The sequence below is a fragment of the Chitinophaga sp. ARDCPP14 genome, from assembly GCF_051362515.1.
In the GTDB taxonomy this organism is placed as follows: domain Bacteria; phylum Bacteroidota; class Bacteroidia; order Chitinophagales; family Chitinophagaceae; genus Chitinophaga.
On the sequence record NZ_JBKIXB010000006.1, the window covers coordinates 310,377 to 335,598 of the forward strand.

The 25,222-nt window shown below is 47.6% G+C and carries 18 protein-coding genes; 6 read left to right on the forward strand and 12 right to left on the reverse strand.

All coding sequences use genetic code 11. The features are described from left to right. Window positions 1–17: 17 nt before the first annotated feature. Window positions 18–1,757, reverse strand: a complete 1,740-nt coding sequence (locus ACLHR0_RS18650) for a RagB/SusD family nutrient uptake outer membrane protein (RefSeq protein WP_436488592.1) — start codon at window positions 1,755–1,757, stop codon at window positions 18–20. 7 nt (window positions 1,758–1,764) lie between these two features. Continuing rightward, window positions 1,765–4,995 (reverse strand): SusC/RagA family TonB-linked outer membrane protein, encoded by a 3,231-nt coding sequence (locus tag ACLHR0_RS18655; RefSeq protein WP_436488594.1) that lies wholly within the window; start codon window positions 4,993–4,995, stop codon window positions 1,765–1,767. A 369-nt stretch (window positions 4,996–5,364) separates the two neighbouring features. Here ACLHR0_RS18655 and ACLHR0_RS18660 point away from each other — a divergent pair, with 369 nt between their 5' ends. Both ACLHR0_RS18660 and ACLHR0_RS18665 read left to right on the forward strand, forming a co-directional pair. Beyond that, entirely contained in the window at window positions 5,365–6,129 is a 765-nt protein-coding gene (locus ACLHR0_RS18660) for a DeoR/GlpR family DNA-binding transcription regulator (RefSeq protein ID WP_370911723.1), read from the forward strand. Between the two features lie 29 nt (window positions 6,130–6,158). Further along, window positions 6,159–6,686: a DinB family protein gene (locus ACLHR0_RS18665; RefSeq protein WP_436488596.1), complete on the forward strand. Its 528-nt coding sequence runs from the start codon at window positions 6,159–6,161 to the stop codon at window positions 6,684–6,686. A gap of 24 nt (window positions 6,687–6,710) precedes the next feature. Here the strand turns inward: ACLHR0_RS18665 and ACLHR0_RS18670 are convergent, their stop codons facing one another. The 3 genes from ACLHR0_RS18670 to ACLHR0_RS18680 all read right to left on the reverse strand — a co-directional run bounded on the left by ACLHR0_RS18670 (window position 6,711) and on the right by ACLHR0_RS18680 (window position 8,387). Beyond that, a complete protein-coding gene (locus ACLHR0_RS18670) occupies window positions 6,711–7,079 on the reverse strand; it encodes a cupin domain-containing protein (RefSeq protein ID WP_436488597.1) in 369 nt (122 codons plus the stop codon). A gap of 10 nt (window positions 7,080–7,089) precedes the next feature. After that, a complete protein-coding gene (locus ACLHR0_RS18675; RefSeq protein WP_436488599.1) occupies window positions 7,090–7,509 on the reverse strand; it encodes a DoxX family membrane protein in 420 nt (139 codons plus the stop codon). Window positions 7,510–7,598: 89 nt separating this feature from the next. After that, window positions 7,599–8,387 (reverse strand): helix-turn-helix domain-containing protein, encoded by a 789-nt coding sequence (locus tag ACLHR0_RS18680; protein WP_436488601.1) that lies wholly within the window; start codon window positions 8,385–8,387, stop codon window positions 7,599–7,601. A 178-nt stretch (window positions 8,388–8,565) separates the two neighbouring features. Here ACLHR0_RS18680 and ACLHR0_RS18685 point away from each other — a divergent pair, with 178 nt between their 5' ends. Both ACLHR0_RS18685 and ACLHR0_RS18690 read left to right on the forward strand, forming a co-directional pair. After that, on the forward strand, window positions 8,566–10,425 hold the full coding sequence (locus ACLHR0_RS18685; protein ID WP_436488602.1) for a hypothetical protein: 1,860 nt from the start codon (window positions 8,566–8,568) through the stop codon (window positions 10,423–10,425). A gap of 173 nt (window positions 10,426–10,598) precedes the next feature. Next, window positions 10,599–11,159 (forward strand): hypothetical protein, encoded by a 561-nt coding sequence (locus ACLHR0_RS18690; protein WP_436488604.1) that lies wholly within the window; start codon window positions 10,599–10,601, stop codon window positions 11,157–11,159. Window positions 11,160–11,165: 6 nt separating this feature from the next. Here the strand turns inward: ACLHR0_RS18690 and ACLHR0_RS18695 are convergent, their stop codons facing one another. The 7 genes from ACLHR0_RS18695 to ACLHR0_RS18725 all read right to left on the reverse strand — a co-directional run bounded on the left by ACLHR0_RS18695 (window position 11,166) and on the right by ACLHR0_RS18725 (window position 20,088). After that, window positions 11,166–11,477 (reverse strand): hypothetical protein, encoded by a 312-nt coding sequence (locus tag ACLHR0_RS18695; RefSeq protein ID WP_370911729.1) that lies wholly within the window; start codon window positions 11,475–11,477, stop codon window positions 11,166–11,168. 72 nt (window positions 11,478–11,549) lie between these two features. Next, window positions 11,550–12,911 carry a DUF3526 domain-containing protein gene (locus ACLHR0_RS18700; RefSeq protein ID WP_436488605.1) on the reverse strand — a complete coding sequence of 454 codons (1,362 nt, stop codon included), beginning with the start codon at window positions 12,909–12,911 and terminating at the stop codon, window positions 11,550–11,552. Between the two features lie 8 nt (window positions 12,912–12,919). Further along, window positions 12,920–14,362, reverse strand: coding sequence for an ABC transporter permease (locus ACLHR0_RS18705; protein WP_436488607.1), 1,443 nt, complete (start codon window positions 14,360–14,362; stop codon window positions 12,920–12,922). A gap of 4 nt (window positions 14,363–14,366) precedes the next feature. Next, window positions 14,367–16,679: a TonB-dependent siderophore receptor gene (locus ACLHR0_RS18710; protein WP_436488609.1), complete on the reverse strand. Its 2,313-nt coding sequence runs from the start codon at window positions 16,677–16,679 to the stop codon at window positions 14,367–14,369. A gap of 11 nt (window positions 16,680–16,690) precedes the next feature. Continuing rightward, window positions 16,691–17,386, reverse strand: a complete 696-nt coding sequence (locus ACLHR0_RS18715; protein ID WP_429060742.1) for an ABC transporter ATP-binding protein — start codon at window positions 17,384–17,386, stop codon at window positions 16,691–16,693. A gap of 89 nt (window positions 17,387–17,475) precedes the next feature. After that, the gene (locus tag ACLHR0_RS18720) at window positions 17,476–17,865 is read right to left on the reverse strand and encodes a hypothetical protein (RefSeq protein ID WP_436488611.1); all 390 of its coding nucleotides are present in this window, start codon (window positions 17,863–17,865) and stop codon (window positions 17,476–17,478) included. Window positions 17,866–18,255: 390 nt separating this feature from the next. Beyond that, on the reverse strand, window positions 18,256–20,088 hold the full coding sequence (locus ACLHR0_RS18725; RefSeq protein ID WP_436488613.1) for a glycosyl hydrolase family 18 protein: 1,833 nt from the start codon (window positions 20,086–20,088) through the stop codon (window positions 18,256–18,258). Window positions 20,089–20,546: 458 nt separating this feature from the next. Here ACLHR0_RS18725 and ACLHR0_RS18730 point away from each other — a divergent pair, with 458 nt between their 5' ends. Next, a complete protein-coding gene (locus ACLHR0_RS18730; protein WP_436488615.1) occupies window positions 20,547–21,611 on the forward strand; it encodes a LacI family DNA-binding transcriptional regulator in 1,065 nt (354 codons plus the stop codon). Window positions 21,612–21,976: 365 nt separating this feature from the next. Then, window positions 21,977–25,195 (forward strand): SusC/RagA family TonB-linked outer membrane protein, encoded by a 3,219-nt coding sequence (locus ACLHR0_RS18735; protein ID WP_436488617.1) that lies wholly within the window; start codon window positions 21,977–21,979, stop codon window positions 25,193–25,195. The last annotated feature ends 27 nt before the right edge of the window (window positions 25,196–25,222 follow it).

Below are 25,222 nucleotides of genomic sequence, written 5' to 3' on the forward strand. Positions count from 1 at the left end.
AAGGTTTTTCGTTTTATTTAATTTGCCCACTCCGGGTCCTGGATTAAGTTGCCGTTTAAGATGATTTCGTTGTATGGAATGGGATAGAAGTATTTGCGGTCTTCGTATTTGCGCACAAGGTTATCAAACAGCTGCAGATTGCCGTTGGTACCGTTGCTGAGCTTGAACTGTACTTTGTCTATCAGGAAATAATATACGCCCGGTACTTTTGTCGCCGGGATTTTCTCTACAAAACAAACATCCATTTTCCCATCTTCATTCAGATCCATCAGTGTGTTGAGGAAGGGTACATACATGCCATCATAGGGCATGGTGAGCAGGTTGCCGAGATGCCAGCGCTTCAGATCATCGTAGCGGAATCCTTCCAATGCCAGCTCAATGCCTCTCTCCCGGCGTATTTCCAGCAGTGCCGGATCATTTATACCAGGAAAATAATGTTGCTGAAGATATGGATCTGCTGTAACCGGCGGCGTGGTAACGGTGATGCCCGCACGCTGCCGCAGCGGAGCAATGGTGAGGTTCCAGTCTTCCGTAGTAAAGTTGCCACGCTCTGCTTTTGCTTCCGCATAGTTCAGCAATACTTCTGCATACCGGATCAGTGGCAGGGAGTTAAAGTTTTCTGCCAGACCATCGGTCGCTTTCGCATCCACCGCCAGTTTGATAGGCATATAACCCGTATAGGTATACGTAAAGTCGGGCGGCGTTACTACACCATCGCGGGAATAGTTACCCATGCGGATGCTTTGTTTCAGGCGGAGGTCGCGGTTCTTTACTTCCTGTGCAAAAGGGATTTTATTAAAATCCGCTTGTGCGGTGAAAGGCGTACCATCCGTATTTAAATAGGTGTTGATAAAAGTTTTGATGAAGCTGTACCGGCCGCCGTAAGTGGCGCTGGTCCAGTACCAGTTGGCATCGTTGAATACACGGAGACTTTTATTATTAACGGCCGCCAGCAGTACTTCTGTGCTGTTGGGTGTTTCATTGATAAACAGGTTGCGGTAATTTTGATCGGTGGAGCCGGTAGTCAGCAGTTTATACTGGTTTCCTTTGATCACCTGGTTGGCGGCGTCAATGGCTTTGTCGAGCCAGTCGTTCGCCGTGCCGGCAAGCTTCAGTTTCGGGTGATATTTGCGGATGGTGCCTTCAAAAAGACATACCCTTGATTTAAAGGCAAGGGCTACCCATCTTGTTACCTGTGATGCGCCGTTATCTTTGGTATTACGGATATGGCTACACGCATAGTCGAGATCGGCCAGTACGTTGTCCATTACAAGCGTGCGCGGATCGCGGCCTTTGTAAAGATCCGGATCGTCCGCAGCGAGGCTTTTATCGTACCAGGGCACATCGCCGAATTGTTTTACTTTATTGAAATAAAACCAGGCGCGGAAAAAGCGGGCGAGACCTATGTAATGTTCTTTGGCTTCGTCTGTAATTTTTGCGTTGCCGGCGTGTTCCAGGAAGTAGTTGATTTTGCGCAGTGCGCTCCAGCTCCAGCCAGTGGCTTCGGTGGGGCCAAAGGCGCCGTAGATGTAGTTGGACAGGGTTCTGCCCACCAGGTAATCGCTCAGGGCATCTCCCCTTACAATATCACTGCCATCGGGCAAATCCAGGTAAAAGGAGTTGGCGTATAACTGCAGGTCCTTTTCGGTATTAAAAGCATTTTCAGGCGACAGCTTATCAAATGGTTTCAGGTTCAGATCACGGTTACATGCACTCATGATCATCAATCCGGCAACCAGGAAGAGAATATTTTTCATGATCATTTTATTTGAATGTTACATTGATCCCTATAGTGTAGGTTTTCAGCATAGGATAACTCATCCCGTTTCCGGAGCCATCGTTCAGCTCAGGATCTGAGCCTTCAATAACTTCCGGGTCCATTGTTTTCACGTACTTGTACATCGGGCTCCAGGTCCACAGGTTCTGGCCGGTTACGTAAATGCGCGCATTGGCCATACCGGCTTTGTTCACCAGTGATGCGGGGAGGTTATATCCCAGTGTAATATTTTTGAGACGCAGGTAAGCTGCGTTCTGTAAGTATTTGGATTGTGTTACCTGTAGTTCGGCGCGGGAGTTTAGCGCGGTGTAGCCACGCATGCGCGGGAAGTAGGCGTCGGGCTTTTCTTCCGACCATACATTGTTCACCACATCCACCGGCTGCCAGCTGTAAGGGCGGTTATAAGCGCCCCAGAACAGGGAGTTGTCGGCTCCCGGCCAGAAGTCTCTTTTACCAATACCTTGCAGGAAAAAGGAGAAGAAGATATTATTCCATTCCATGTTGCCGGTGAAGCCATACATGTAACGCGGGGAGCTGTTGCCGATAACCGTTTTATCGCCCGGATCAGCGAGTGAGCCGGCGCCTTCATTGATCTTTTTATCGTTGTTAAGATCTTTAAATTTGATATCGCCTGGTAATATTTTGTTGGCGGCGGATACGCGGATAAAGCTCTGGTCGATGCCACGGGTATCTATTTCATTTTGATCTTTAAAGTAACCGTCGTTTACAAATCCCCAGATATCGCCGATCTGCATGCCTTCATAGTAGGTGTTGATGAGGCCGAGTGGATTATTGAAGCGGGTGATCACACTTTTATTATCAGACAGTACCAGTCGGGCATCGTAGCTGAATGGTTTGCTGCCATTGGTTTTATTCTTCCACCCGATAGATATTTCCCAGCCTTTTGTTTCCAGGTCGGCATAGTTGCCTTTGGGTTCGGTGGCGCCGAATACACCGGGGAGCGGCAATCCGTCGGTGAACATATCTTTCGTTTTGCGGGTGTACCAGTCGGCCGTGAGCGTGAGCCGGTTGTTGAGCAATGCGAGATCAGTACCAACATTCAGCGTGGTCGCCTTTTCCCAGGTAAGTCCGTTGGGAATTACATTGGGTTGCTGCGTATAGTCGGGCCGGATACCGTTCAGAATACGGGCCATTTGCGTTACGCTCATGGTTTCGAGAAACTTGTAAGGAGCGATATTGCCGTTGCCGAGGGTGCCATATGATGCCCGCAGCTTCATGTCGGATACCACTTTATAAGGGATGTTCCAGAACTTTTCCTTGGAGATCCTCCATCCTGCGGAAGCGGATGGGAAGAAACCCCATTGCTGCGTTTGCGGGAATTTGGAGGTGCCGTCGTACCGGCCGTTTACTTCCAGGAGGTAGCGTTCATCGAAGTTATAGTTGATGCGGAAGAAGCCGCCGAGTGTGCGCCATTCGTTACCGCCGCCTCTCATGGTGAAGTTGAGTCCGTTGGTAAGGGAGAAGTCGGGCAGTTCATTGTTGATGATGCCATCCCGCTGGATGTACCTGCTTTTCAGCAGGGAGTTTTCATAGTTATAGCCGGCCATTACCTTGAAGTAATGTTTACGGTAGGTATGTTCATAATCGGCATAGACGTTGGCGGCGAGATAGTTTGTTTTATCGTCGTTTTCGTTGATCTTACTTTCGCCGCGTTCCAGTGCCACGCCTGGCTTTTTGCTGTAGGGCACGGGCGTGTATATACGCGTTTCCACATCGTTGAGCCGCCAGAAGGTGAGATCGCCGTTTACATGTACTTTATTTTTAAAGAAGGTAGCGGTAAAGCGGGAGGTGTTACGGATCTGCGCGCGACTCAGTTCTGACTGGTTATTACCGGAGATAAAGCTGCCAAAGACGATGGAAGCGTTTTCGGTGAGTGTGCCATCCGGGTTGCGGAGCATGGCGATGGGGAAGGCTTCATCGGAAATTCTTCTCCACACGGGTGTGTTACTGGGATGGTTTAATATGGGGTAGAAATAATTTGTTTGAGTGAAGTTGAGATCATTTTCCACTTTGAGCCACGGTAACGCCTGTACGGAGCCGCGTGCCCGGAGGTTATAGGTTTTGAAGTTGTCCGGGTTGTAACGGAAGATCCCATCCTGTGCCATGTACCGGCCGGAGAGATAGTAGCTCACGTTTTTGCTGCTGCCGGAAAGACTGAGATTATGTTCCATGGATGGATTGTTATCTGCATAGAGTTCTTTCAGCCAGTCGGTGTTGCCGTAGTAAACATATTCGCCGGTAGTGGGATTGATATCTGTTTTAGGCAGGGACGGATCGTCGTTTCTGCGTTTCAGTTCATCGAGGTAATCTAACGAGAACGGGAACACGGAGTTTGCTTTTTGCGGGTGCGAGGCATAGTCGTTCCACGAGGTAAATGCGTCGTCGAAGTTTTTGGCCCATTCGTAACCGTTAGTTACCATTTTGGGTTTGATGGTTCGTTCGTTAATGGAGTAGCTGCCGGCGTAGTTGAGGGTGGTTTTATCTTTCGCCGGGCTTTTGGTGGTGATAAGGATAACGCCGAACGATCCCCGTGACCCGTATATAGCTGCAGCAGCTGCGTCTTTCAGCACGGTGACGCTTTCTATATCGTTGGGGTTGAGGAGCGAAGGTTCTCCTGGTACGCCATCAATGAGTATGAGGGCGCTGCCGCCGGCGCCGATGGAGGTGGTGCCGCGTACATTATAGGTAGCGCTGCGGGTAGGCTTGCCATCGGTCATACGGATATTGAGATTGGGAATTACGCCCTGTAAACCACGGGTAACGCTGGTGAGCGGCCGGTTTTGAAATACCTCGCTGCCTACCTGGTCCACCGCACCGGTGAGGTTTACTTTCTTTTGTGTTCCATAACCTACTACTACCAGGTCCTGCAATTGTTTGGCGGAGGAGGTGAGCTGGAGGTCGATGGTGTTGCGGTTGCCAACGGGGAGTTCCTGCGGGGTGTAACCCACAAAAGAGAACTGGAGAATAGATTCGTTACCGGGTACGGCCAGCTGGTAGCGCCCTTCTGTGTTGGTGGTAACGCCGGTAGTACTGCTTTTCACTCTTACATTCACACCGATCAGTATTTCTCCTTTGTCGTTGGTAACCTGCCCCTGTACTTTCCGGGACGTTTGGCCGGATAATGCACACGGCCATGCAAGCAGCAGGAAACAGAGCATGTACATTTTGTACATAGCTGTGCAGCTTAAGTGATTCATAACTGGATTGTTTTGTTTTGGTTGACCCTTTTTTCTATAACATGAAATTGTTTGTTGATATCCGTTACCCGTTGATTCGTCTGACCTTTTCCGGACTGATGGTGGAATTCATGAACGTTGGAACATACGGTTGCGCAATCGATGTTACCTTTAAATTAAACAAAATTTAATTAAATTAAAGTAAATGTAAGTAAACTATTTAATCTTTTTAAATATTTTTTAAGTGTAGGGAAACGGGATGGTTTCCAGGCTAACAGGGAGTTTTAACTATAATGGTGGCTGTTGTATAGAAAAGGACAGTAGAGTCTTGATTAATAATTTTATATTTGATGAAAGAAATTTAAACATAAAGAAGAAATTCAACTTTCCATGAATATTACAGACAGACATCAGCTTATCCTGCAGAAATTGCAGGAAAACGGGAAAGTGGATATCCAGGAACTGAGTGATGCCTTGCAGGTATCAGGAGTAACCATCCGGAAAGACCTCAAACTACTGGAAGAGAAAAAGTTATTATACCGTACCAAAGGAGGCGGATCAACGCAGAATCCTTATACGGTGGAGCGGCCGATCAACGAGAAAGAGTTTATCAAAACGGAAGAGAAGAAAAAGATAGCCAAAGCAGCGGAAGCGCTTATCGGGATGAATGATTCCATCATTATTGGCTCCGGCACCACCGCCTTTGAGCTGACCCGTTACCTGCATCCGTCGAAACATATCACGGTAATTACCCCTGCGCTGAAAGTGGCGCTGGAACTATGTAACCGCCCCTTTGTAGATGTGTTGCAGATTGGCGGCCTCATTCATCAAACCTCTTCTTCGGCTGCGGGTTCCTTTGCAGAGCGGCTGCTGGATGATATTTCCTGCGGGGTATTATTTATCGGGGTAGATGGGATTGATATGGAATTTGGTCTTTCTATTACAAACCTGGCGGAGGCGAGCCTCAATATGAAAATGATTAACCTGGCGCAAACTGTGGTCATCATGGCCGACAGCTCCAAATTTAACCGCCGTGGCATAGGTCGCATCTGCAGCCTTGAACAGGTGGATTATATTATTACCGATAACCTGGTATCTGCAGACACCGTGAAAACGCTGAAGGAGCACGGCGTGAAAGTAATTATAGCAGAATAACTTGTTAACACCACTACATATCAATCCGTATGGAAACAAATCACACCACTACTTTACTCCGGCATTTCAATGAAACCATTGAAATATGGATTACTTACCTCAACGACTACACGTTAGAGATGCTTTGCCGCAAACCCCGGGAAGACGCCTGGTCGCTGGGACAGGTGTACCTGCACATTATTGCCGATACCACCTTTTTTTATGAGCAGATGAAAGCTGCACTGGTGGACAATGCCAACCATGAAAAAGCAATGCATAAACATGCCAAAGCCATATTTGCAAAGAACGACTTCCCGGATATGTTGGTCGAAAACCCGTCCAACGACCCTTATTCAAGACAACCACAAAATAAAGAGGAGCTGTTGCAGGGCCTGTTGCGCGTAAAACAAGCCGTGAATACCTTATACGCTGCAAATCCCTCACCGGCAGGCGGAAAAACCGAACATCCGGGTTTGCTTTTTTTTAGTTCATTGGAATGGCTTCAGTTTGCAGAGATGCATATGAGACATCATCTCCGGCAAAAAAAGCGGATTGATGAACAACTGTTCCCCGGATAAAACAAACGGGGAACAAAACAGCTATCATTCACCTGAACCGGGAAGAAGCTCTACTTCTTCAGGGATCACGAAGAACAGGACACAGCCGGTTTTGCTGGTAACGGAGTGCCGGAAGCCTGGCGGTGTGTACAGGTAGTCGCCTGCCAGCAGTGTTGCATGTTCGAGCACCGCATCTCCACTCAGCACAAAGATCTCTTCACCAGCGGGATGGTTATGATAAGGATAATGCGCACCGGGTTCAAATTTGAGCAGGATGGTTTTTGAGCGCCCGGCGGCTTCGTCGTACCGGAGCGACTTCACGAATATTCCTTTGTAGTGAACATTTTTTTCCACGAGAGGCTGCCATTCAGCCTGGTTACTTTTAGTGATGTAGTGATGGATGTCTGTATTCATGATCTTGTTTTTATTTGGTGAAGTATTGATCCATGCTCCATTTGCTTGGAGGCATTGTTGCTAAAAGGAAAGCGGCTGCGCTGAAGGTGAAAACGGAATAGTCCAGGGGTTCTTTCAGCCCAAAGGAATAGGTCATGGTGAGCGCAAACAGCAGGGTGAGTATCATGGCGCTGATGGCTGCCAGCGATGTTTTGAACCCCAGCAACAGTAAAATACCCAATAATGTTTCCAGGATGGTACTGGCTACTGCGAGGGCAGGGACCAGTTTTTGCGGTGCAAATGAATTTACCTGTGCTGTATACTGCAGGAATTTTCCCCACCCGGATGACTGTTGCCCCCATAACCCCAGCCTGCTTGCTACCGCGGATAAGAAGCCTGTTGCCAGTGCAAGGCGGAGTAGCAGGGAAGCGATGTGCTGATAAGATTTCATGTACCAGTTGTTTAATTGTTAACCTGATACAAAGGTGCGGTTTATAGGGACCCCAGGGAATAGAGAATCCTGCAAAAAGCATGTAATATTTAAAGCGAGAATTGTTCTTTATACAGTTTTGGGGAGATTTCTGTTTGTTTTTTGAAGAAGTTGGAAAAGTAGAAGGGATCGTTGAAGCCGAGCTTATAAGCGACTTCTTTTACGGACAGGTCGCCATAGGTAAGCAGCCGTTTTGCTTCAGAGGTAACGAGGCCATAAATCACGTTCTGGGCTGTTTTGCCGGCATGGAGTTTTGCCAGTTCATTGAGCTTTGCTTCGGTAGTGCCAAGCAGTTTGGCAAATTGCGCGAGGGGATAGTTATGCTCAAAGTTATCCCTTACTGCTTCCAGGAATCTCAGGAAGAGGGCTTCCGGTTTCCAGATTTCATCGCCACGTTTCACCTTTGCCCGGTTGATAGATACCAGTATCAGCGCCACGCGGCTATGCACAGAAATAAGGTATTGGTAAGGCTGCTCCTGTAATTCTTCCCGGATGAGGGTGAGTTGTGTTTCGACGATCTCTTTATCCACGGGGATTACTTCATTCATGGCGAAGTGGCAGAAAAGCCCGTTGTGAAAAATCAGTTCAATGTCCTTATCATCTTTGCAGAAAAAGTCCAGTGTAAATTCCAGTACAAATCCTTTGGTATTTTGAAGCGGCTGAATGCAGTGTATCTGTCCGGAGGTGATAGTGATCACATCGCCCGGATTCAGGTCAAATGCGGTATGATCTACCTGTACATGGAGCTTTCCTGATGTACAGTATACCAATACATACTTCATGATGCGCCTTGGCTTGTCGGGGAGCGGGCTATGGTCCAGGTCTTTTATTTCAATCATCCTGCGTTTGGGTGGTTGTGATACCGAAGATAGGGTTTTAAACGGTAACAGGAATCTGTGTATTTCTTTTTTAAAAAGCTTCTGGTGGTAAATATTTTTATACGCATTTACAATGCGTATGGGAAGTGGATTTTTATAAAGACAATTTCTTTATTGAAAACCCACAAATAAATTAGAAATGACGTTTCAAAATGTAAATGAATTGAAGGCAACTGCCGGCACAACGAATGGGGAACTTAGCCATCTGTTAGGATATCTTGAACCGGCCGATGGAGGAGAAGGGGTATTTTATTGGGATAGCACTTCTTCACTAGCTGCCAACCTGGGTACTATATTTGAGGTGACGGGCAGTCCAGGCAGATGGATCAGGAATATTGATGGCAATATCATAAATGTCCTGTGGTTTGGCGCTTTAGGAAATCCTGCTGTTGATTCAACCAATGCACTGAAGGATGCCGTCAAGGTAGTAAATGCCTACTCCGTCACTTCGCCTGATCCGGGTACCAGCTATTATGGGAATAAGCCTACATTGTATTTTCCCAGGGGCGACCGGTATACCTGTAGCGCTACCCTGAATATCGGCGCAGGTGTGAATGTGGAAATGGAGGCGCCGGTGAGTTTTGTTGACCCCACTGATTCACTGCCAGGCATGGTAATAGGAAGTGACGGTGCAAGTAATGCATCCGTCAAACTCAGCATCCGGATCGTGAAAGAAACCATATCGGGCTGGACGAATGAAAGCTGTATCGGCGTAAAGCTTATTAACCTTTTATCATCAAGATTAAACCTGGAATTTGTAAGTTCCTTTACCATTAACGCGCAGCTCATGGGTAGTGTGCAATGCGCCTACAACCGGGTGGGGATAGGGACATTGAAAGATGGCAAAATACAGCTGGATCTCCAGGCGTCGGGAACAGACGGGTTTTGTAATGAAAATGTTTTTACCGGCGGCCGGTTTGCCGTAAACTCACTAAGCGGCCTGGCGAACAAAGCAAGATATGGTGTCAGGATTGGCATGTCGGGAACAACAGCGCATATTCCCAACAACAATGTATTTTACAAACCCAGTTTTGAGTTGAGCGCATCATACATAACTGATCCAACCGTTACGGAATGCCGTGCCGTACTAATCAACCGGGGAATTAATAACCGGATATGGGATGCAAGAAACGAGAACAGTGGGAAGTGCTCCCTGAAGATCACTGGCGAGGATAGTGTGCAGAACAGTGTTTATATCGGGTACACCGACTTATCTGCCAATGAGGTAAACAATGCCGCTATCCAGATAGAGGATGGAAGTAAGGCCCGTAACAACCGGGTGGCTAACTATCCGAACTATTATAATGACGCTGTCAATAACAGCAATTGCTGGCAATCACTTTTCCTGCCCCTGCATATCAACAGGTATAACGCTACCAGTTACTTTTTCAGGGGATTGCACTGCGCCGATAAAGCCAGCAGCGCTGTGTTACCATCAAGGCTCATTGCAGGGGTAACCAGCAGTTACGTGGAGATATCCGGGAACACCGGCATAGGCGTTTTTATCAATACATCGTCTGCGAAAAAGTTTATTGTAAGAAAGAATGTGGATACAGGCTTCGGAGGAAGGGTATCGGTGGTTTGCTACGACAGTGCAGGCAATATATTGACGCCTGTAATCGGCGCCAACCTCTTTTCACCACATTTGACAATAGTTAATACAGGGCAATTTGGAGGGTGTTACCTGAACAACTCAGATGTTGAATACCCAACCAGCTTTAATGTAGCGGATAATGTAGCGTTTGTAAGAGTAATATTAACATCCGGGACAGCGAACCTGAGAATAAGATCATTTTCCGTGGCTACACTTGACTTTAAACAGGTAACAGCTTATACCGGCCTGGAGGCAGCGGGCATAGATCATCATTTATCTTATGCAGCAGTGGTGCCAACAGAAGTGAAACCCAAAGGAACCATCATTTATAACGACTGGAGTATAACAACCGGTCATCTTTGCTGGAGAAATGCAGACGGAGGTACTACCTGGACGGAGCTATAAGCAGGTAGCGGTATTTCAACGCCCGTATGCAGCGGGCGTTGAAATACCGGCTCTATTCCGGGCAGGCGGGAAAGGCAGTTGTTTGCAGCGTAAAAAAGTGAGGCATTGTTTTTTATCACACTATTTTAGGGCTACTAAATAATTATTATTAATTTTCAGTATAAAACATTACGATGCGCCATCTATTCAAACTATGCCTGTTACTCGCCGTTTATTTGCCAGCCATGGCTCAGAAACCCGCCAATGAACTACATTTTACCAGCAGTCAGCAGCAGCTGATCACGGTGTATAAAGGAACTATTTTTGTGAACGGCAATAAAGCTTTTGTGCTTCATGAAGATATTATCAACTACAAAAGTAAACGCAACCGCCTGGTGGAAAACGGTAAATCCGTTTTTCTCTTCCTGGAGGTAAACGGCAGCCCGAACAAGAACAGGCTGTATGTGTTTAATATCGACCACTCCCTGGCAGATTCCCTGTTGAGTGCAGTGAGCTCGGATGTGAAAGACTGGGACCGCGATGGTGACCTCGAATTCGGCGGCAGTGATGTTACAAAGGTTTACCCCGCTGCCGATTCAATGTATTACGTTCCCTCGAAGTTCTATGAAATAAAACGTGGTAAAATTACTTATGACGCCGAGCTTACGGAAACCACCGACAAAAAAGTCAATGGTATTTTCCTGGCCTCGCCTTCGACCAGTACGGTAATACCTAAACCGAAGAAACGGTACTAGCCGGAATTAGATTTCGGGGTCGTTATTTTTCTCCCGTTGCTCGGCTTTCCAGATAAGGAGGTCGATTCCCGACAACCCGGAAGGGTGGGAGGAAGCGTCTTCCTTATCTGTTTTTTCTTTCTTTACAACCGGCGCTACCGGTGTCAGCGTTTTGAAATCATTTGCAAAATCAGTAGTTGCGGGCCGGTTATTTTCCCAGAACTTCGACAGGAAGTTTAATGCTTGCTGGGGTGTATCTATCTTCTCTTCTTCCTTCAGCAATTCCAGCAGCTTTAAATCGAATCTCACCGGTACCGGTTTGTTTTTTTCTTTTGCCATAGTGCTAAAGGTACTACCTTACCCGCACACCAGGAAAAGATATCCGCCTGGCGGCAGCACCTAATCACTTCCTCAATAGATCTTCTTGCCGAAATTATAGATGGCCGCACCGGACAACAGTGAAATGAGCACTGCCAGTGAAAGCACACCTGGCCAGATGGCGCCGGTGCCGTTTTCATTATAGCGCTTTAACTTAAACTGGCTCCAATCAATACTTTTAACCGGTTGGTCCTGGAAAATGGCCGGATAAAAATACAGGCGTAGCTGTTCATGATAATTCCTGATGGCCTGCTGGAAATCCAGGTGCTGCTGAAGATCGGATCCGGCGATTCCATTAAGCGTAAGCTGGGTTTGAATACCAGGAAGAATAAGCGCCACTGCAGTTGTAAAATCGTTCCTTTGTGCCAGCTTTTGTTTCATAGACCTGGCGCCCGGTGCGGCCTGGTCATCGCCGTTTTGCTGCATGGCGAAATACCAATACCAGCTGAACGCCAGTTCTTCCGGGAACGGGTATTTTTTAAACTGCGGATAATGCCGGTAAAATGAGGTGAGAGCAACGCGCTTATCCATATCCCATTTTTCGTGGTATCCTTCCCGTTGCATCACCACGGTTTCTAACGCTTCCGGAATGGGATATTTCCGGGTAAGCCAAACATTTACCAAAGCAGGTGCGAGTATGTTCAGCACTACCCAGCATGAAATGAGCGTCACCGCATTAACGCTGGAGGACTTTCCCCGGGAGATGACCCAAAAGGAGAGAGCAAACCAGAACAGCAGGTACAGGCTTAATACCACGATTACCGCCAGCAAACGGAGATCTGCTGCAAGCCGGAGGTAAACAATCGCCGCAGCTATTAATACCAACGCTGTCAGGTAAACGGTACTCATCCTCACCAGGAACTTCCGCCATAGTATTTTTAGAGGAACAGCCGATTGGGAACGCAGCAGCCCCCAAATACCGGACTCCTGTTCTCCTGAAAGTAAATTATAGCTGAATGCAATGATGATGAGAGGAAATATGAAGATAAATACAAAAGCAAGATCCATATTGCCGAGTAACAGCGTGGAAGGATTGTTAAGATCGGTATCATAGAGCTGTCCTTCCAGGCCCAGGGTGGTAACCCCGATGAGATAAGGATTGATGTCGCGCTGGCCATTGGAAAATGCCGCCCAGTTGCGTGGCATGTTGGCCATCGAAAATTTGGTATGATATAACATTAATCCCAGTTCTTTACCGAAGTATTTAATATTCCTGGCGGTATTTTCTGCCTGTAGTTTTTCGGCTTTGACAATCACTTCCTGCTGCCTGTCTATAAAATTCTTTCCAAAATATAACCCGGCCAACCCGCTGATAAGAAGGATCAGTATCCCTGTCAATACCGTTTTATTCCTGAAAAAGATCTTGTATTCCAATTGATATATATGCTGATTCATATTTGCTGTTATAAAGTTTTAACCCATTTTGCTGACAGCAGCAGGCATCCCAACAAGGCCGCCAGCCAGCAGAGTAAGGAAATGATGGTGCTGATGTGATGTGACATTACCTGGTCAACCGGTTTAAACACATACTTAAAATCGGCCTGTTCTGCCCAGTGCGCCCGGCTGATGGTTAAAGGTTTATCTTTTTCTCCCGGTGTGGTGTTGCTGATTTTATCTTTCTGCAATTTGTTCATACGCTGGGCGAGCCCGTAGCGGTAAACTTCTGCCTGATCCTGGAAATCAGCAAACGTGTTGAAGTCGGAGGCGGTCAGCGCCATGGAAAGGTTCTTTATAGCCAGGAACGGGTTCAGGTAGCCGGCAGCCACCTGGAAGCTGTTCTGCTGCTCAAATGTTGTCGTCAGCGCTTTCTGATGATGGGTATAAATGCCGGCGGAAATTCTTTCTCCTTCGGCCATCACATAGCCGCCGTAGTTAAAGGGCAATTGTTTCACATCACTTACGCCATACTGTTTTAAAACATCTGCCCTGAATTTCGCATAGTGCGGATCGTCCGGGTTATGGCTGTCGCCTTGCTGGTGCAGGTCTGATTCAACGGCAGCCGCAAATTCAATTTTCGATGGAGAGGGGTACACTTTAACGCCGATCGCCTGGGTAATCCGCGGCATCACAATAGTGAAAAACACCCAACAGGCCAGCAGCGTAGTAAGCGCGGCCCTCGATGTTTTGTGCACCGCGGATACCACTACGGCAATGCCGGTGCAGATGATAAAGTATACCGCGTAAGCCAGTACCAGTAATAAAAGACGGATGCTTGCATCGGCCGTTACCTGCCAGTGACTTAGCATTGCCCACAGGAAAATGGTGAGCAAAATAACCGGGATGAAAAGTGTAAAGCTGACGGCAATAATCCCTGCAATTTTTCCCGTTAGCAATGCCGGCCAGCTAACCCCCTGGCAAAGCAGTATTTTTAAAGTACCGTTTTCGCGCTCCGCGGAAATACTGTTATATCCCAGGAAAAAGATCAGCAATGGAACAAGCAGTTGTAACACCATGGCTACACTCATTTCCCCGAAACGGAGCATGCCATTGGAGAAGCCAGCTTCGCTGAAGTTGACGGTATTTTGTTTGTGCGCCTCCAGGAAAATGGATACGCCCGCAAAGCTTTCAATGCCAAAATCAAAGAAGCTCAGTTCATGTTTATCACGGAACGCGAGATAGCCGTAGTGGGCCATCCGGTGCGGGTGCTTATCTGGTTTTGCCAGCCATTGCTGGCGGACGATTTGTTTATATTTCAGCCGCTGGCCATTCTGGATGTTGAAGTTCTGCCACCCGATGTACATGGCCAGGCACAATGCCAGTCCGAGGATCAATGTGAGGCCCAGCGTGGCTTTATTCCGGAATGATGCTTTCCAGGTGCTGCCTGCAATCAAAAAAATTGTTCTCATGCGATCAGAATTTATAGGTAGCGTTGAACATCAGGTTTCTGGGAGAGCCGGGGAACAGGCGGAGATAATTCTGCGCGCCTATCCAATAGGTTTTGTTCAGGATATTGCCCACATTCAATGCCAGTTGTATCCTTGTTTTAGCCGGACTGTAATACAAAGCGGCATCCAGTAATGTATACGCCGGCAGTGTGAAATCGCGGATATACCAGGGTAGTTTGTTACCACTGTATTGAATGCCGGCGCCAAAGCCAATTCCTTGCAGCAGCGGGTGATCGTCCAGGTCGTACCGGGTCCATAGGCTGCCGCTGTGTTTTGGCGTGTTTTGTACGCGTTCGCCTATGAGTTTGGGGTTTAAGTCTTGCAGGATGATGGCATCCACGAAGCTATAGCCTGCATTAAATTGCCAGTTGGGCATGATGAACCCGGAGGCTTCGAGTTCTATTCCGCGGCTGCGTTGTGCGCCGCGTTCCACCAGCCGGTTCACATCTTCCGGATCGTTGGCATTCATCAGCAAATTCTTCTGGTTGATTTCAAAAAAGGAAATGTTCACCATCAGCAGATCATTCAGCCATTCAGACTTTGCCCCGATTTCTTTAAGATCGCTTTCCAGCGGTTTATAGTTGACGCCTGCCGGCGGAGGTACAATTACCAGCGTGGAGGTATTGCCCTGTGGCTGGTAACCGCGGAGATAAGTACTGTACAAATTAATATTCGGAGAGATGGCATAGATAAGGCCTATCCTTGGCAGCAGTTGCTGTTGGGAGATCTTTTTTTCACCGGGAAGTTTATAGTTGCTGAAATCTTCATACCATTCCTGCCGCAGGCCCAGCGTGAGGGTGAGCTGTTGATAATTCACCTGGTCCTGGATGTATACGCCGTTAACGAGATAATAGGCAGGCGGGATCTCTGTTTTATTGAAAATATAATCGCCCAGGTTCCGAAGTGTATAAACGGGACTGGCGAGGTTGAAGAAGTCGACATTAGGAACCGGTGCATTTACGCCGTTAATTGTTTTAAAGAGATAGGCATCTTTCTTTGCCGGATCGTACCGTGCAGCAATGGTTCCGTCTTTCAGCCGGTGGCCCTGGGCGGAATTTTCGCCGCCGCCACGGTACTTCTGTGTGTTAATACGATCGTATCCCGTCACGATCTTGTGATGTACAGTGCCGGTGCTGGCGTTGATACTGAAGTAAGCGCTCAGGTTATCCGTATTCCATTTCTGTTGCCGTTGTACAGCGCGCATAGCAGCGAGGGTAGGGATAGGGAGATTGTTTTCATCCACGCCAAAAGCGTTGGTGGTGCGGTGTTCGAGCAGGTCTTCATTCCAGGTTTGCTTCATATAGGCAACGTTGAAAACCACTTTTGATGTAAAGGCATGGGAGCCGCTGATCATCAGCATCAGGTCCTGTGTATTGAAGTAATCGTTGCTGGCGCCCATATTAAAACTGATGGGGGTGCTGTTGAGGTTTGTTTGCCCGGCGATAGCCCCGAATATTGCCTGTCCGCGATCCAGCCTGGAGTTGCTGTTGTTCATCACCAGCTCCGCATTCAGACTGGTACTTTGATTAGGCACATAGGAAAAGGATGGTGAAACCAGGTAGGCCTTTTTGTATTGCAGGTCGCGGAAGCTCTTGCTGTTTTCGTATCCTATATTCAGGCGGTACAGCAATGTTTTTTCCTTATTCAGCGGGCCGGTGAAATCGAGGGCAGCTCTTATGCTGCTGAAGCTGCCGGTGGAGATGCTGACCTGCTTCCTGTTTTCCGTGAGTGGTTTTTTGGTCACCATATTGATGCTGCCTCCGGGGTCTACACTGGAGAAAGTAGCGCTGGCCGGTCCTTTGATCACTTCAATGCGTTCCAGGTTATTGGTCAGCGGTTGATTAAAAAAGTACTGGCGTGTACGCATGCCATTGATAATAGCGCCTTCTTCGTTCTGGCTGATGCCGCGTATGGCAAACTGGTTGTAGTAGCTGCTTTGGGAAACGCCTGTTACATTTTTCACGGCGTCGGCCAGCGTGGATGCCTGCCGGTCGGAGATCAGTTCTTTAGATACCGAAGAAATAGCCTGCGGGATATCTTTGTTGGCAGACGCGATCTTTGTGGCAGAGAAGGAGTAGTCGCCATAATATTTTTGTGCGTTGGTACCGGTGATTTCCACTGTTTGCAGTTCTACCTTTTTCCTGGAGGAATCGGTGACCGCATGCAGCCGGGTGGTGTCGCCGGCCTTTGTCTGGGCTGTTGCCGCCGTTGATAAATATATAAAGCCTGCTGCCAAAAACAGGTTTTTGGCCATTGGCTGAGAATAAAGAAATTTCATGAAGTGTGTAACTAGATGGTTTGTAAGTATAGTTCCTGTAGATCGCGGGCATTGATATCGCCGGCATTTAAGGTATGCACCAGCTGACCTTTGCGCATGATCCCAATACGGGCGCCTACATTAACGGCGTTGAATATATCATGGGTGGCCATTAGCACGGATTTGCCCTGCCTGCCGAGTTCCCTCACCAGCCCCGTGAATTCATCGGTGGCTTTAGGATCCAGTCCGCTGGTGGGTTCATCCATCAGGATCACGTCTGCATTTTTTGCCAGCGCGATGGCAATGCCTACCTTTTGCCGCATGCCTTTACTGAATCCGGAGAGATGTTTATGATGCGCTTCCTGTTGTAAGCCGCAATCGGAGAGGAAGGTGGTGAGCCTGTTTTTATCATACTTAAAACCGGCCAGCCGGCTGAAGTAGTCCAGGTTTTCGGTGGCTGTTAAGCTGCCGTACAGCATTACCACTTCGGGGATATACGCCAGGTGTTTGCGTGTTTCGGCGTCACCGGGACGCACTTCCTGCTGGTGGATCATTACCTTCCCTGATGTGGGCGCTGTAAAGCCCAGGAACAGGTTGATGGTAGTGGTTTTGCCGGCGCCGTTCTGGCCAAGCAGACAAAAAATTTCACCTGGCTTAACTTCCAGGTTGAGATTGTCCAGCGCAACGTGCGACTGGTAATGTTTTGATAAAGATATTGCCTGAAGCATAAAAAAGAATATAAGCAGCGATACACCCCCCGGATAGCGGGGGCGGAGAAATCAGGAACCGGATGTTACATCCGGTAGCAGTAAATGATTTAACAGAAAGCGGGAGGTCCTTTATTTGTACAGGAGAGCAGATAGCCTGAATAGGCCTGTACGCGGAAAAGTGAAACGGTTGTTTTTGTAACCGGGGAAATGAATACCAGGGGAGGTAGTTGTGTTGGCAGGAAATGATGCGACTGGTGTTTTATCAGATCGCACAGCTTACACTTTACATGGATAGTATGGAACTGCTGATCACCGGTAGGGGTATGTTTTTTCAGGATCAGTTCTGTTCCGGCCGTGCAATGATGATGATGGAAAGCCTCTATCAGCGGGGCACTCAGGAATATAAGCAATAGGAATATGGCCCCAATCCTGGAGAGTAGCTGAAGGCGGTATTTTTGTTGCGTATTCAAAATATGCAACGAAGTTACAATTTTCATTAAAACGGCGAAAGGTTTATTTTTTTAAGAGCGTAACAGAGCGGGCGTATAATTAAGTGATGGTGTATTTGAAGATGGCCTGAGCAAGAGATAGCGCATACTTTGCAATTGCCTTTGACATGCTTTGGGGATACTTGGGAGATGCCTTTGCTATGGAGTTGACGTGGGGTTGATGTGGAGGTGACGTGGACTTGATCGGTAAGGTATTGAGGATCAAGATTTTGCAGAGGGTTTTGCCGTTGTGTTTAGACAAACAGCAAAGAGAAAAATATTGGATGTCAATGTTTTATACATGTTTCAAAGATAAACCTGATCAGCGAAAATATCAAAAAAAAGAGGTTGTACTTTTGGTACAACCTCCTGCAAATAAAATTCTTTTCTTCTCTTTTATCAGTTCTTAAGATCAAAGCTGATAAAAATATTACTCAGCGTTGCGAGCAACGAATTAGCGCTTGTTGGCGGTGTAGTACCTGGTGTGCCGGTGTTTCCTGACGCGTTAAAAGAGAAGCTATTGATGGTGCTGAGGGTGGCCAGTTCGCCGGTAGCCGGAAAGTTTGTTAATGAAGCGGCGCCTTGTATCAGCACATCATTTACCCACAGGTTATAGGTTTGTGCTGGTAATGCATAGGTGGAAGCGCCTTTTGTATAATTCTCTCCTGCACTGCTGTTATTGCAGTATAATTCAATTTTATAATTTCCTGTTTTATTGAATACCGTATTGTTGATGGTAGTATAGCCGTAAGTAGCATTGCGGTAGGAGAGGGTGGCAAAGTTGCCGCCGTAAAAGTCGAGGCGGATAGCAGCGAAAACGCCGGGTGTGCTAACAGAAGTCAGCTGGTTGGTGTTATTAAAGGTACTGCTGCTGGTGGTGCTGTAGCCAAATGGAATGATCAGCTGGCCGTTTGTTAATGCAGCATTGAGGTTGAGATTAAAAGTAAGGGCAGCCAGCGGTTTCGCCTCATCGATATTATACCAGGAAAGTTTTGCCGGGGTATTGGTAGAACTTGCGGCGACTTTTAAACTGGGAGGACTGGCGCCGGGCTGCAATTGAAAGTATCCTCCGCAGGTGGCCGGCAGAAATACCCGTCCGTAGCCATACGGTGGAGCGGGGAGGAAGCCGGGTGTTCCTTTTACCGAAACAGACGCTTTAGCGGCGGTAGAATCAGCGAAGGTAGCGGAAGCAGGGGCGCTCAGATCAAATTTCCAGGTGATGTAGGGATGCTCCCAACCTGTGCTGCTGTTTATTTTGTCGTGAATTGCATTCAGCAGGGAGAGTGATCCGGTGGCGTCCTGGAGCACCTGCCAGAACATGATGCCGCCGGCTTCCTGCTGGGCATACGCCGTTTTATTCTGAATGGTGGGTATGCCGTTGTAGTTAACTATGGCGCCGTCTGGCCGCCGCACGGTGTCTTTGTTTTCAGCACCGGGGTATTGTGCGGTGATCTCGCTGTACTTCATGGATTGTAAATTACCGGACAGGGTGTATAGCCCGTAAAAAGGCACGCCCACTACTATTTTAGCGGCCGCTAATCCTCTTTGTCCTTTCCAGTATTCCACGTGCTGTTTGGCGTAGCTGTAAGGCGAATGTTCGTCGCCCGCTTTGTCGTATGCCATCACGTTGATAAAGTCAAAGGCAGCGAGACAGGAATCTGTTACACGGTCGCGTGTCCACCAGGCAACAGCTGCGGTCAGTAATTTTCCGTTGGGTTTGAGTTGAGTAGACAGGCCGGTAATAAATGCTTCGTAGTTTTCATCGATGTTATCTCCTTCAAGGTCTACATCGATGCCATCTACATGGTATTGTGATACGAGGTTTACCACTTTGGTGATGAAAGCTGCCCTGTTGGCGGAGGTGAGCAGGTTGGCATACTGACTCTGATTGGAGCCGCCACCGAGCGACAACAACACTTTAACGTTATTGAGATGCGCTTTTGATACAATGGTATCCAGCCCGGTGCCTTGTGATGCAGGGAAGTTACCATTTACATCCGGGTTAAAGAAAGCGATATTGAGGTGGGTAACTTTGGAGAAGTCAAAGGCATTGATATGATCTGCGAGTGTAGAAGTATATTTAGGCAGATAGGCGACTATCTTAAACCCGGTTTCTTCCAGTTGCAATGCGGACATATGCGCCGTTTTGCCGGCGTTAAGCATATACCGGATTTTTGTGCAGCCGGAAATAAGCAATACAAGAAGGGCGGATACGACTAGTTTTTGTTTCATTTTTTTTGGTTTAAATGAACGGTAAATAATAAGCGGAAATATTTGAATAGTTGTTCCTGTCCCGGTGCAGCAATACCGGGAAAGAGCGATCTGGTTGATGTTTTACATTAGCATGCCATCATTGTTATGCCACTAAAGAAGTGATATAATGATGCAGCAGGGAAGCTGTTTTTTAAAACATGCTTCAGTAATGATGGGAGATGTATTTTTTGGGCGAACGGTTTTTTACCTATATTTCGTGTACGTACACAAAAATAGTGTTTATTTCTTCATATCCAAGTTTTGCGATAAAAAATATCAGGATATTGTTGTGGCGGGCAACGCTTATATATGAATAGATGAAAACAGGATTAAATTAGTATTTTTGATGTATTACCGGCTGGTATAGCAGGTTTTGCTGCAACAGGCATAACTTCGCAGCTGTAAGCCGAATAATTGAATGTTCAATAAACCAGTTAATGAAAGATACAAAAGAAGCAGCATTGGTAGGCGTGAAGGAAATTGCCAGGAGGGCGAATGTTTCCATAGGCACGGTTGACAGGGTATTGAATAACCGTACCGGTGTGGCGGAGAAAACGAGGGAAAAGGTACTGGAGATTATTAAGGACCTGGATTACCAGCCCAACATTATGGCAAGGCGGCTGGCATCCAAGAGGCTTCTTCACCTGGCGGTGCTGATCCCGGCGGCTTCCGGTGAAACAGGATACTGGAATGCGCCGCTGAATGGAATCAGGCAGGCGGCTGCCGCGATCAGGGACTTCGGGGTAACTGTGGAAATATACTTCTTTGATCAGAACGATAAAACTACGTTTACTGCCAGGGCCAATGAAATTTTAAAGAAAGAATACCAGGGCATTCTGCTGGCGCCTATGTTTGAAGAGGAATCGCTGGGCTTCACAAAAAAATGCCGGGCCAAGAAGATCCCTTTTGTATTTATTAACTCAGATATTGAAACAGCCGGAAGTCTTAGTTACATTGGTCCGGACCTTTACCAGAGCGGTTACCTGGCGGCGCATCTCATCAGCTACCTGGTGAGGGAAGGGCAGCAGGTGCTGATTGTGAATATCTCCAGGGAAATGGACCTGCATCACCATTTGTTGAGAAAGGAAGAAGGTTTCCGTGCATACTATAAGGCACATCCTGCGGATATACAGATCAGGAAAACCGATATCCGGCAAACCGATTACAAGTCCGTGAAAAGCAAGTTGCACAAGGCGCTGGGCAAAACGCCGGTGGATATAATTTTTGTTACCAATTCGAGGGTGGCTACCGTAGGCCGTTACCTGGAGGAAGCCGGTCTGGCGCACATCAAACTGATAGGCTATGATTTCCTCGCAGAAAATATCGACTATCTCAAAAAGTCGGTGATCGATTTCCTGATCTGCCAGAAACCACAGGAGCAGGGGAATAAGGGCATCATGGCCTTATATGATCATCTTACACATGCCGCTGTCATTGAACGGCAGCAGTATATGCCCATTGATATCATTACCAGGGAAAACTATCTCAATTACAGGAACTAACCCTGTTTTTACTTCTCCAGAAAAAAAATATTTTACGATAGATAGCATTTTCTGAATTTTATTTCTATATTCGTGTACGTTAACGAAATGACGGATTTTGTAATTCCTTTATCGCTTCGTTAACGTACATGGAATTGTGCTTTTGGGGCGATTCCTCTTTTTTACCTTTTTTTCGTGTACGTTAACGGTCTTATTTTCAGCCATCGTTTTTTAACAGCCTGTATCATTTCATCGTTGTTGCCAGGGAGTATTCAGTCAACCAAAATGCGCTACGCTTTATTCCGGATAAAGTGAAGCCGGGCGGGTATTTATTGATCACTGCTGTGTACCTATCGAATTAGGCCAGAACCAAAATCACTACCACCATGAATGCAATTGTCAAGTTTAAACATCTGTACTTATGTATAACGATGTTGGCGGCTTCCCGGCACTATGCCGCTGCGCAGGCGCCTGCTGTTATAAAAGGCATCATCACCGATGAAAAGGGCGCTGTGATTCCCGGCGCCAGTATCTTCAACAAAAACAGTAAGGAAACCGCCATCTCAGCGGGCGATGGGGCCTATTCCATTAAAGCCGCCGGCGGCGACAGCATCATCATCCAGATGATTGGTTACGAGCGTGCCGGTTTTCTCACCAGAACACAACGCCTCATGAATGTGAAGCTGCTGTCGCGCTCAGAAACATTGAAAGATGTGGTGGTTACCGCACTCGGCATCCGCCGGGAAGAACGGGAACTGGGCTACGCATTTTCCGAAGTAAAGGGAGAGGATATCAATAAAGCAAAAGAAACCAATGTGATCAACTCCCTGGCAGGAAAAGTGCCCGGCCTGATCATCAACAGCACCGCGGGAGGTCCGTCCGGTTCGTCCAGGGTTATCATCCGCGGAAATACCAGTATCACCGGCAACAACCAGCCACTGTATGTTATCGACGGTATCCCGATGGATAACTCCAATTATGGCCAGGTAGGCGATACCAAGTTCGCAGAAGGCGTGGACATGGGCGATGCCATCTCCGCTATTAATCCGGATGATATCGATAAGATCAGTGTATTGAAAGGCCCCTCCGCCGCTGCATTATACGGCAGCAGCGCTGCCAACGGGGTGATACTCATCACTACCAAAAGAGGCGCGAAGTCGAAAGAACTGGGCGTGGAACTGAGCAGTACCGCTACTATTGAAAACCAGCTTACAAAAGTTGATGGCAACCAATACCTGTACGGGCAAGGCCGCTCCGGGCAACTGCCACTGGATCAATCGCAGGCGCAAAGCACTATGTTCACCAACTTTGGTCCCCGGTTGGATCCCAGTATCCATTCCATTGGATTCGACGGCGTAACCAGGCCCTATGCCCTTGCAAAAGATAATTTCGGCAGCTTCTTCAGAACCGGATCTTCTTTGAATAATACGTTGTCGCTCACCAATGCCACCGACAGGTCCAATTTCCGCTTCTCTGTTTCAGACCTGCGGTATAAAGACATCCTGCCGAACAGTGATATCCGCCGTAATAATTTTACTTTCAGCGGCCGGTCTAAATTCGGAACTAAACTCGATGTGGATGTAAGAGCCACCTATCTGAATGAAAGGGTTAACAACAGGGCAGGACTGGGAGATGCACCCACCAACATCGGGCAAAACTTTAACGGCCTGGCTAACAACATCGATCAATCTGTTTTTTCCGATACCTATAAATCCGCACAGGGCGAGTACGTGGAATGGGGTGGTGGCGCTTACCGCCTGAATCCTTACTGGATACTCTATGAAATGTCGAATGTTACGCTGAAAGACAGGCTCACCGGTGCTTTCAACGCCACCTATACGGTTAACAACTGGCTTAGTTTCCTCGCAAGAGCTTCCACCGATATCACTTTCCTGAACTACCGGAAATACAGTCCGCGTACCACACCGCTGGCGCTTTCGGGTATGATGAATGTACTGGACCAGAAGTATTCCACTACCCAGGCCGATTTCATGGCTACCATCACTAAAAAGATCACACCCGATCTCAATTTTTCTGCACGCCTGGGCGCCAGCTTTAACCAGCGTATCAGGAAAGGCACTACCGCTACCTATTCCAATATGACGGTCACAGATGTGATCAGCATCAACAGCTACCAGGATAAAAGCATTGAAGAAAATAACCTGCGCAGGGAGATCAGATCGGCGTATGGACTGTTCACCTTTGGCTATAAGAATTACCTGTACCTCGACGCTACGGTGAGAACAGATGCTTCGTCGACCCTGCCTGAAAATAACAACGTATATACTTATCCCTCTGTATCTGCCAGTTTCATTTTTACCGATGCGTTTAAAATGAAGAGCGATGTATTATCGTTCGGTAAACTCAGGGCCTCCTGGGCGGAAGTAGGAAACGACACCGACCCTTATATGCTGGATGTGTATTACAGTCTTTACCCACTCGCATTCAATGGGGTGCAGCCGGCTAACCTGGCCACGAAAATATTACCAAACATTAACCTGAAACCCACCAGGACGCGCTCATTTGAGGCGGGCACTAACCTGAAGTTCTTTAATGGCCGGCTTAATTTCGACGCCACCTATTATACTTCCCATTCCAGGGACCAGATCAATATTGTGCCGGCGCCTATCTCTTCCGGGTTCCCAAAGCAGATCATCAATGCCGGTATGATCACCAATAAGGGAATAGAATTGTTACTGTCCGGCACACCGGTATCTAAAAAGAACTTCTCCTGGGATCTTACATTAAATTTTGCCCGCAATGTTAATAAAGTTGAATCGCTGGCAGACGATGTACCGTTTATTGCTTTATCAGAAGCAAGATGGCTTGGCCTGCTGGTAGCCGCTATGCCCGGTCAGCAATACGGCGCTATCCTTGGATACGACTACCAGCGCGATCCGGACGGAAACATTATCCTTAACCCATCTTCCCTGAATCCCATGCCTACGGCCGACAGAAGAGTATTGGGCAAGGGCGTGTTCGACTGGACCGGTGGTGTGATGAGCAGGTTTACCTATAAAAATTTCAGTCTTAATGCGGCATTCGATATCAAATACGGCGCTGATATTTTCTCGATGACCGACCTGTTCTCCGTGGTAAGGGGCAGCAGCGTGAAAACCTTGCCCGGCCGCGAAGAATGGATCCTGTCCGAACAGGAAAGGCTCGCCGCGAAAAAGACGCCGGCCGAATGGCAGGCGGCAGGAAACGTAAAAGGATATGTGCCTGAAGGTGTAGTGCAAACCGGCACGGACGCCGGGGGCAAACCGGTGTACACTAAAAACACGCGGGCAGTGGATCCTTCTGTTTACTGGGGCGGCTTTTACTCCGATGGTAATGGTATTGCGGTACCGTTTATTTACAAGGCCACCTATGTGAAGGTGCGGGAAATCACGTTGTCTTACCGCGTGCCGGGAACCTTCAACAGGAGGTTGGGCATCAAAGATGCTTCGGTTGGTTTAGTAGCGAGAAATCCTTTTATCATCTATAAAGATATTCCCAACGTAGATCCGGATTCAAATTATAACAACGGTAACGGTCAGGGGCTGGAATATGGATCACTTCCATCAAGACGGGGCTGGGGAATTAACCTGAATGTCAAGTTCTAATCAATCAAAACATGACAGACATGCACA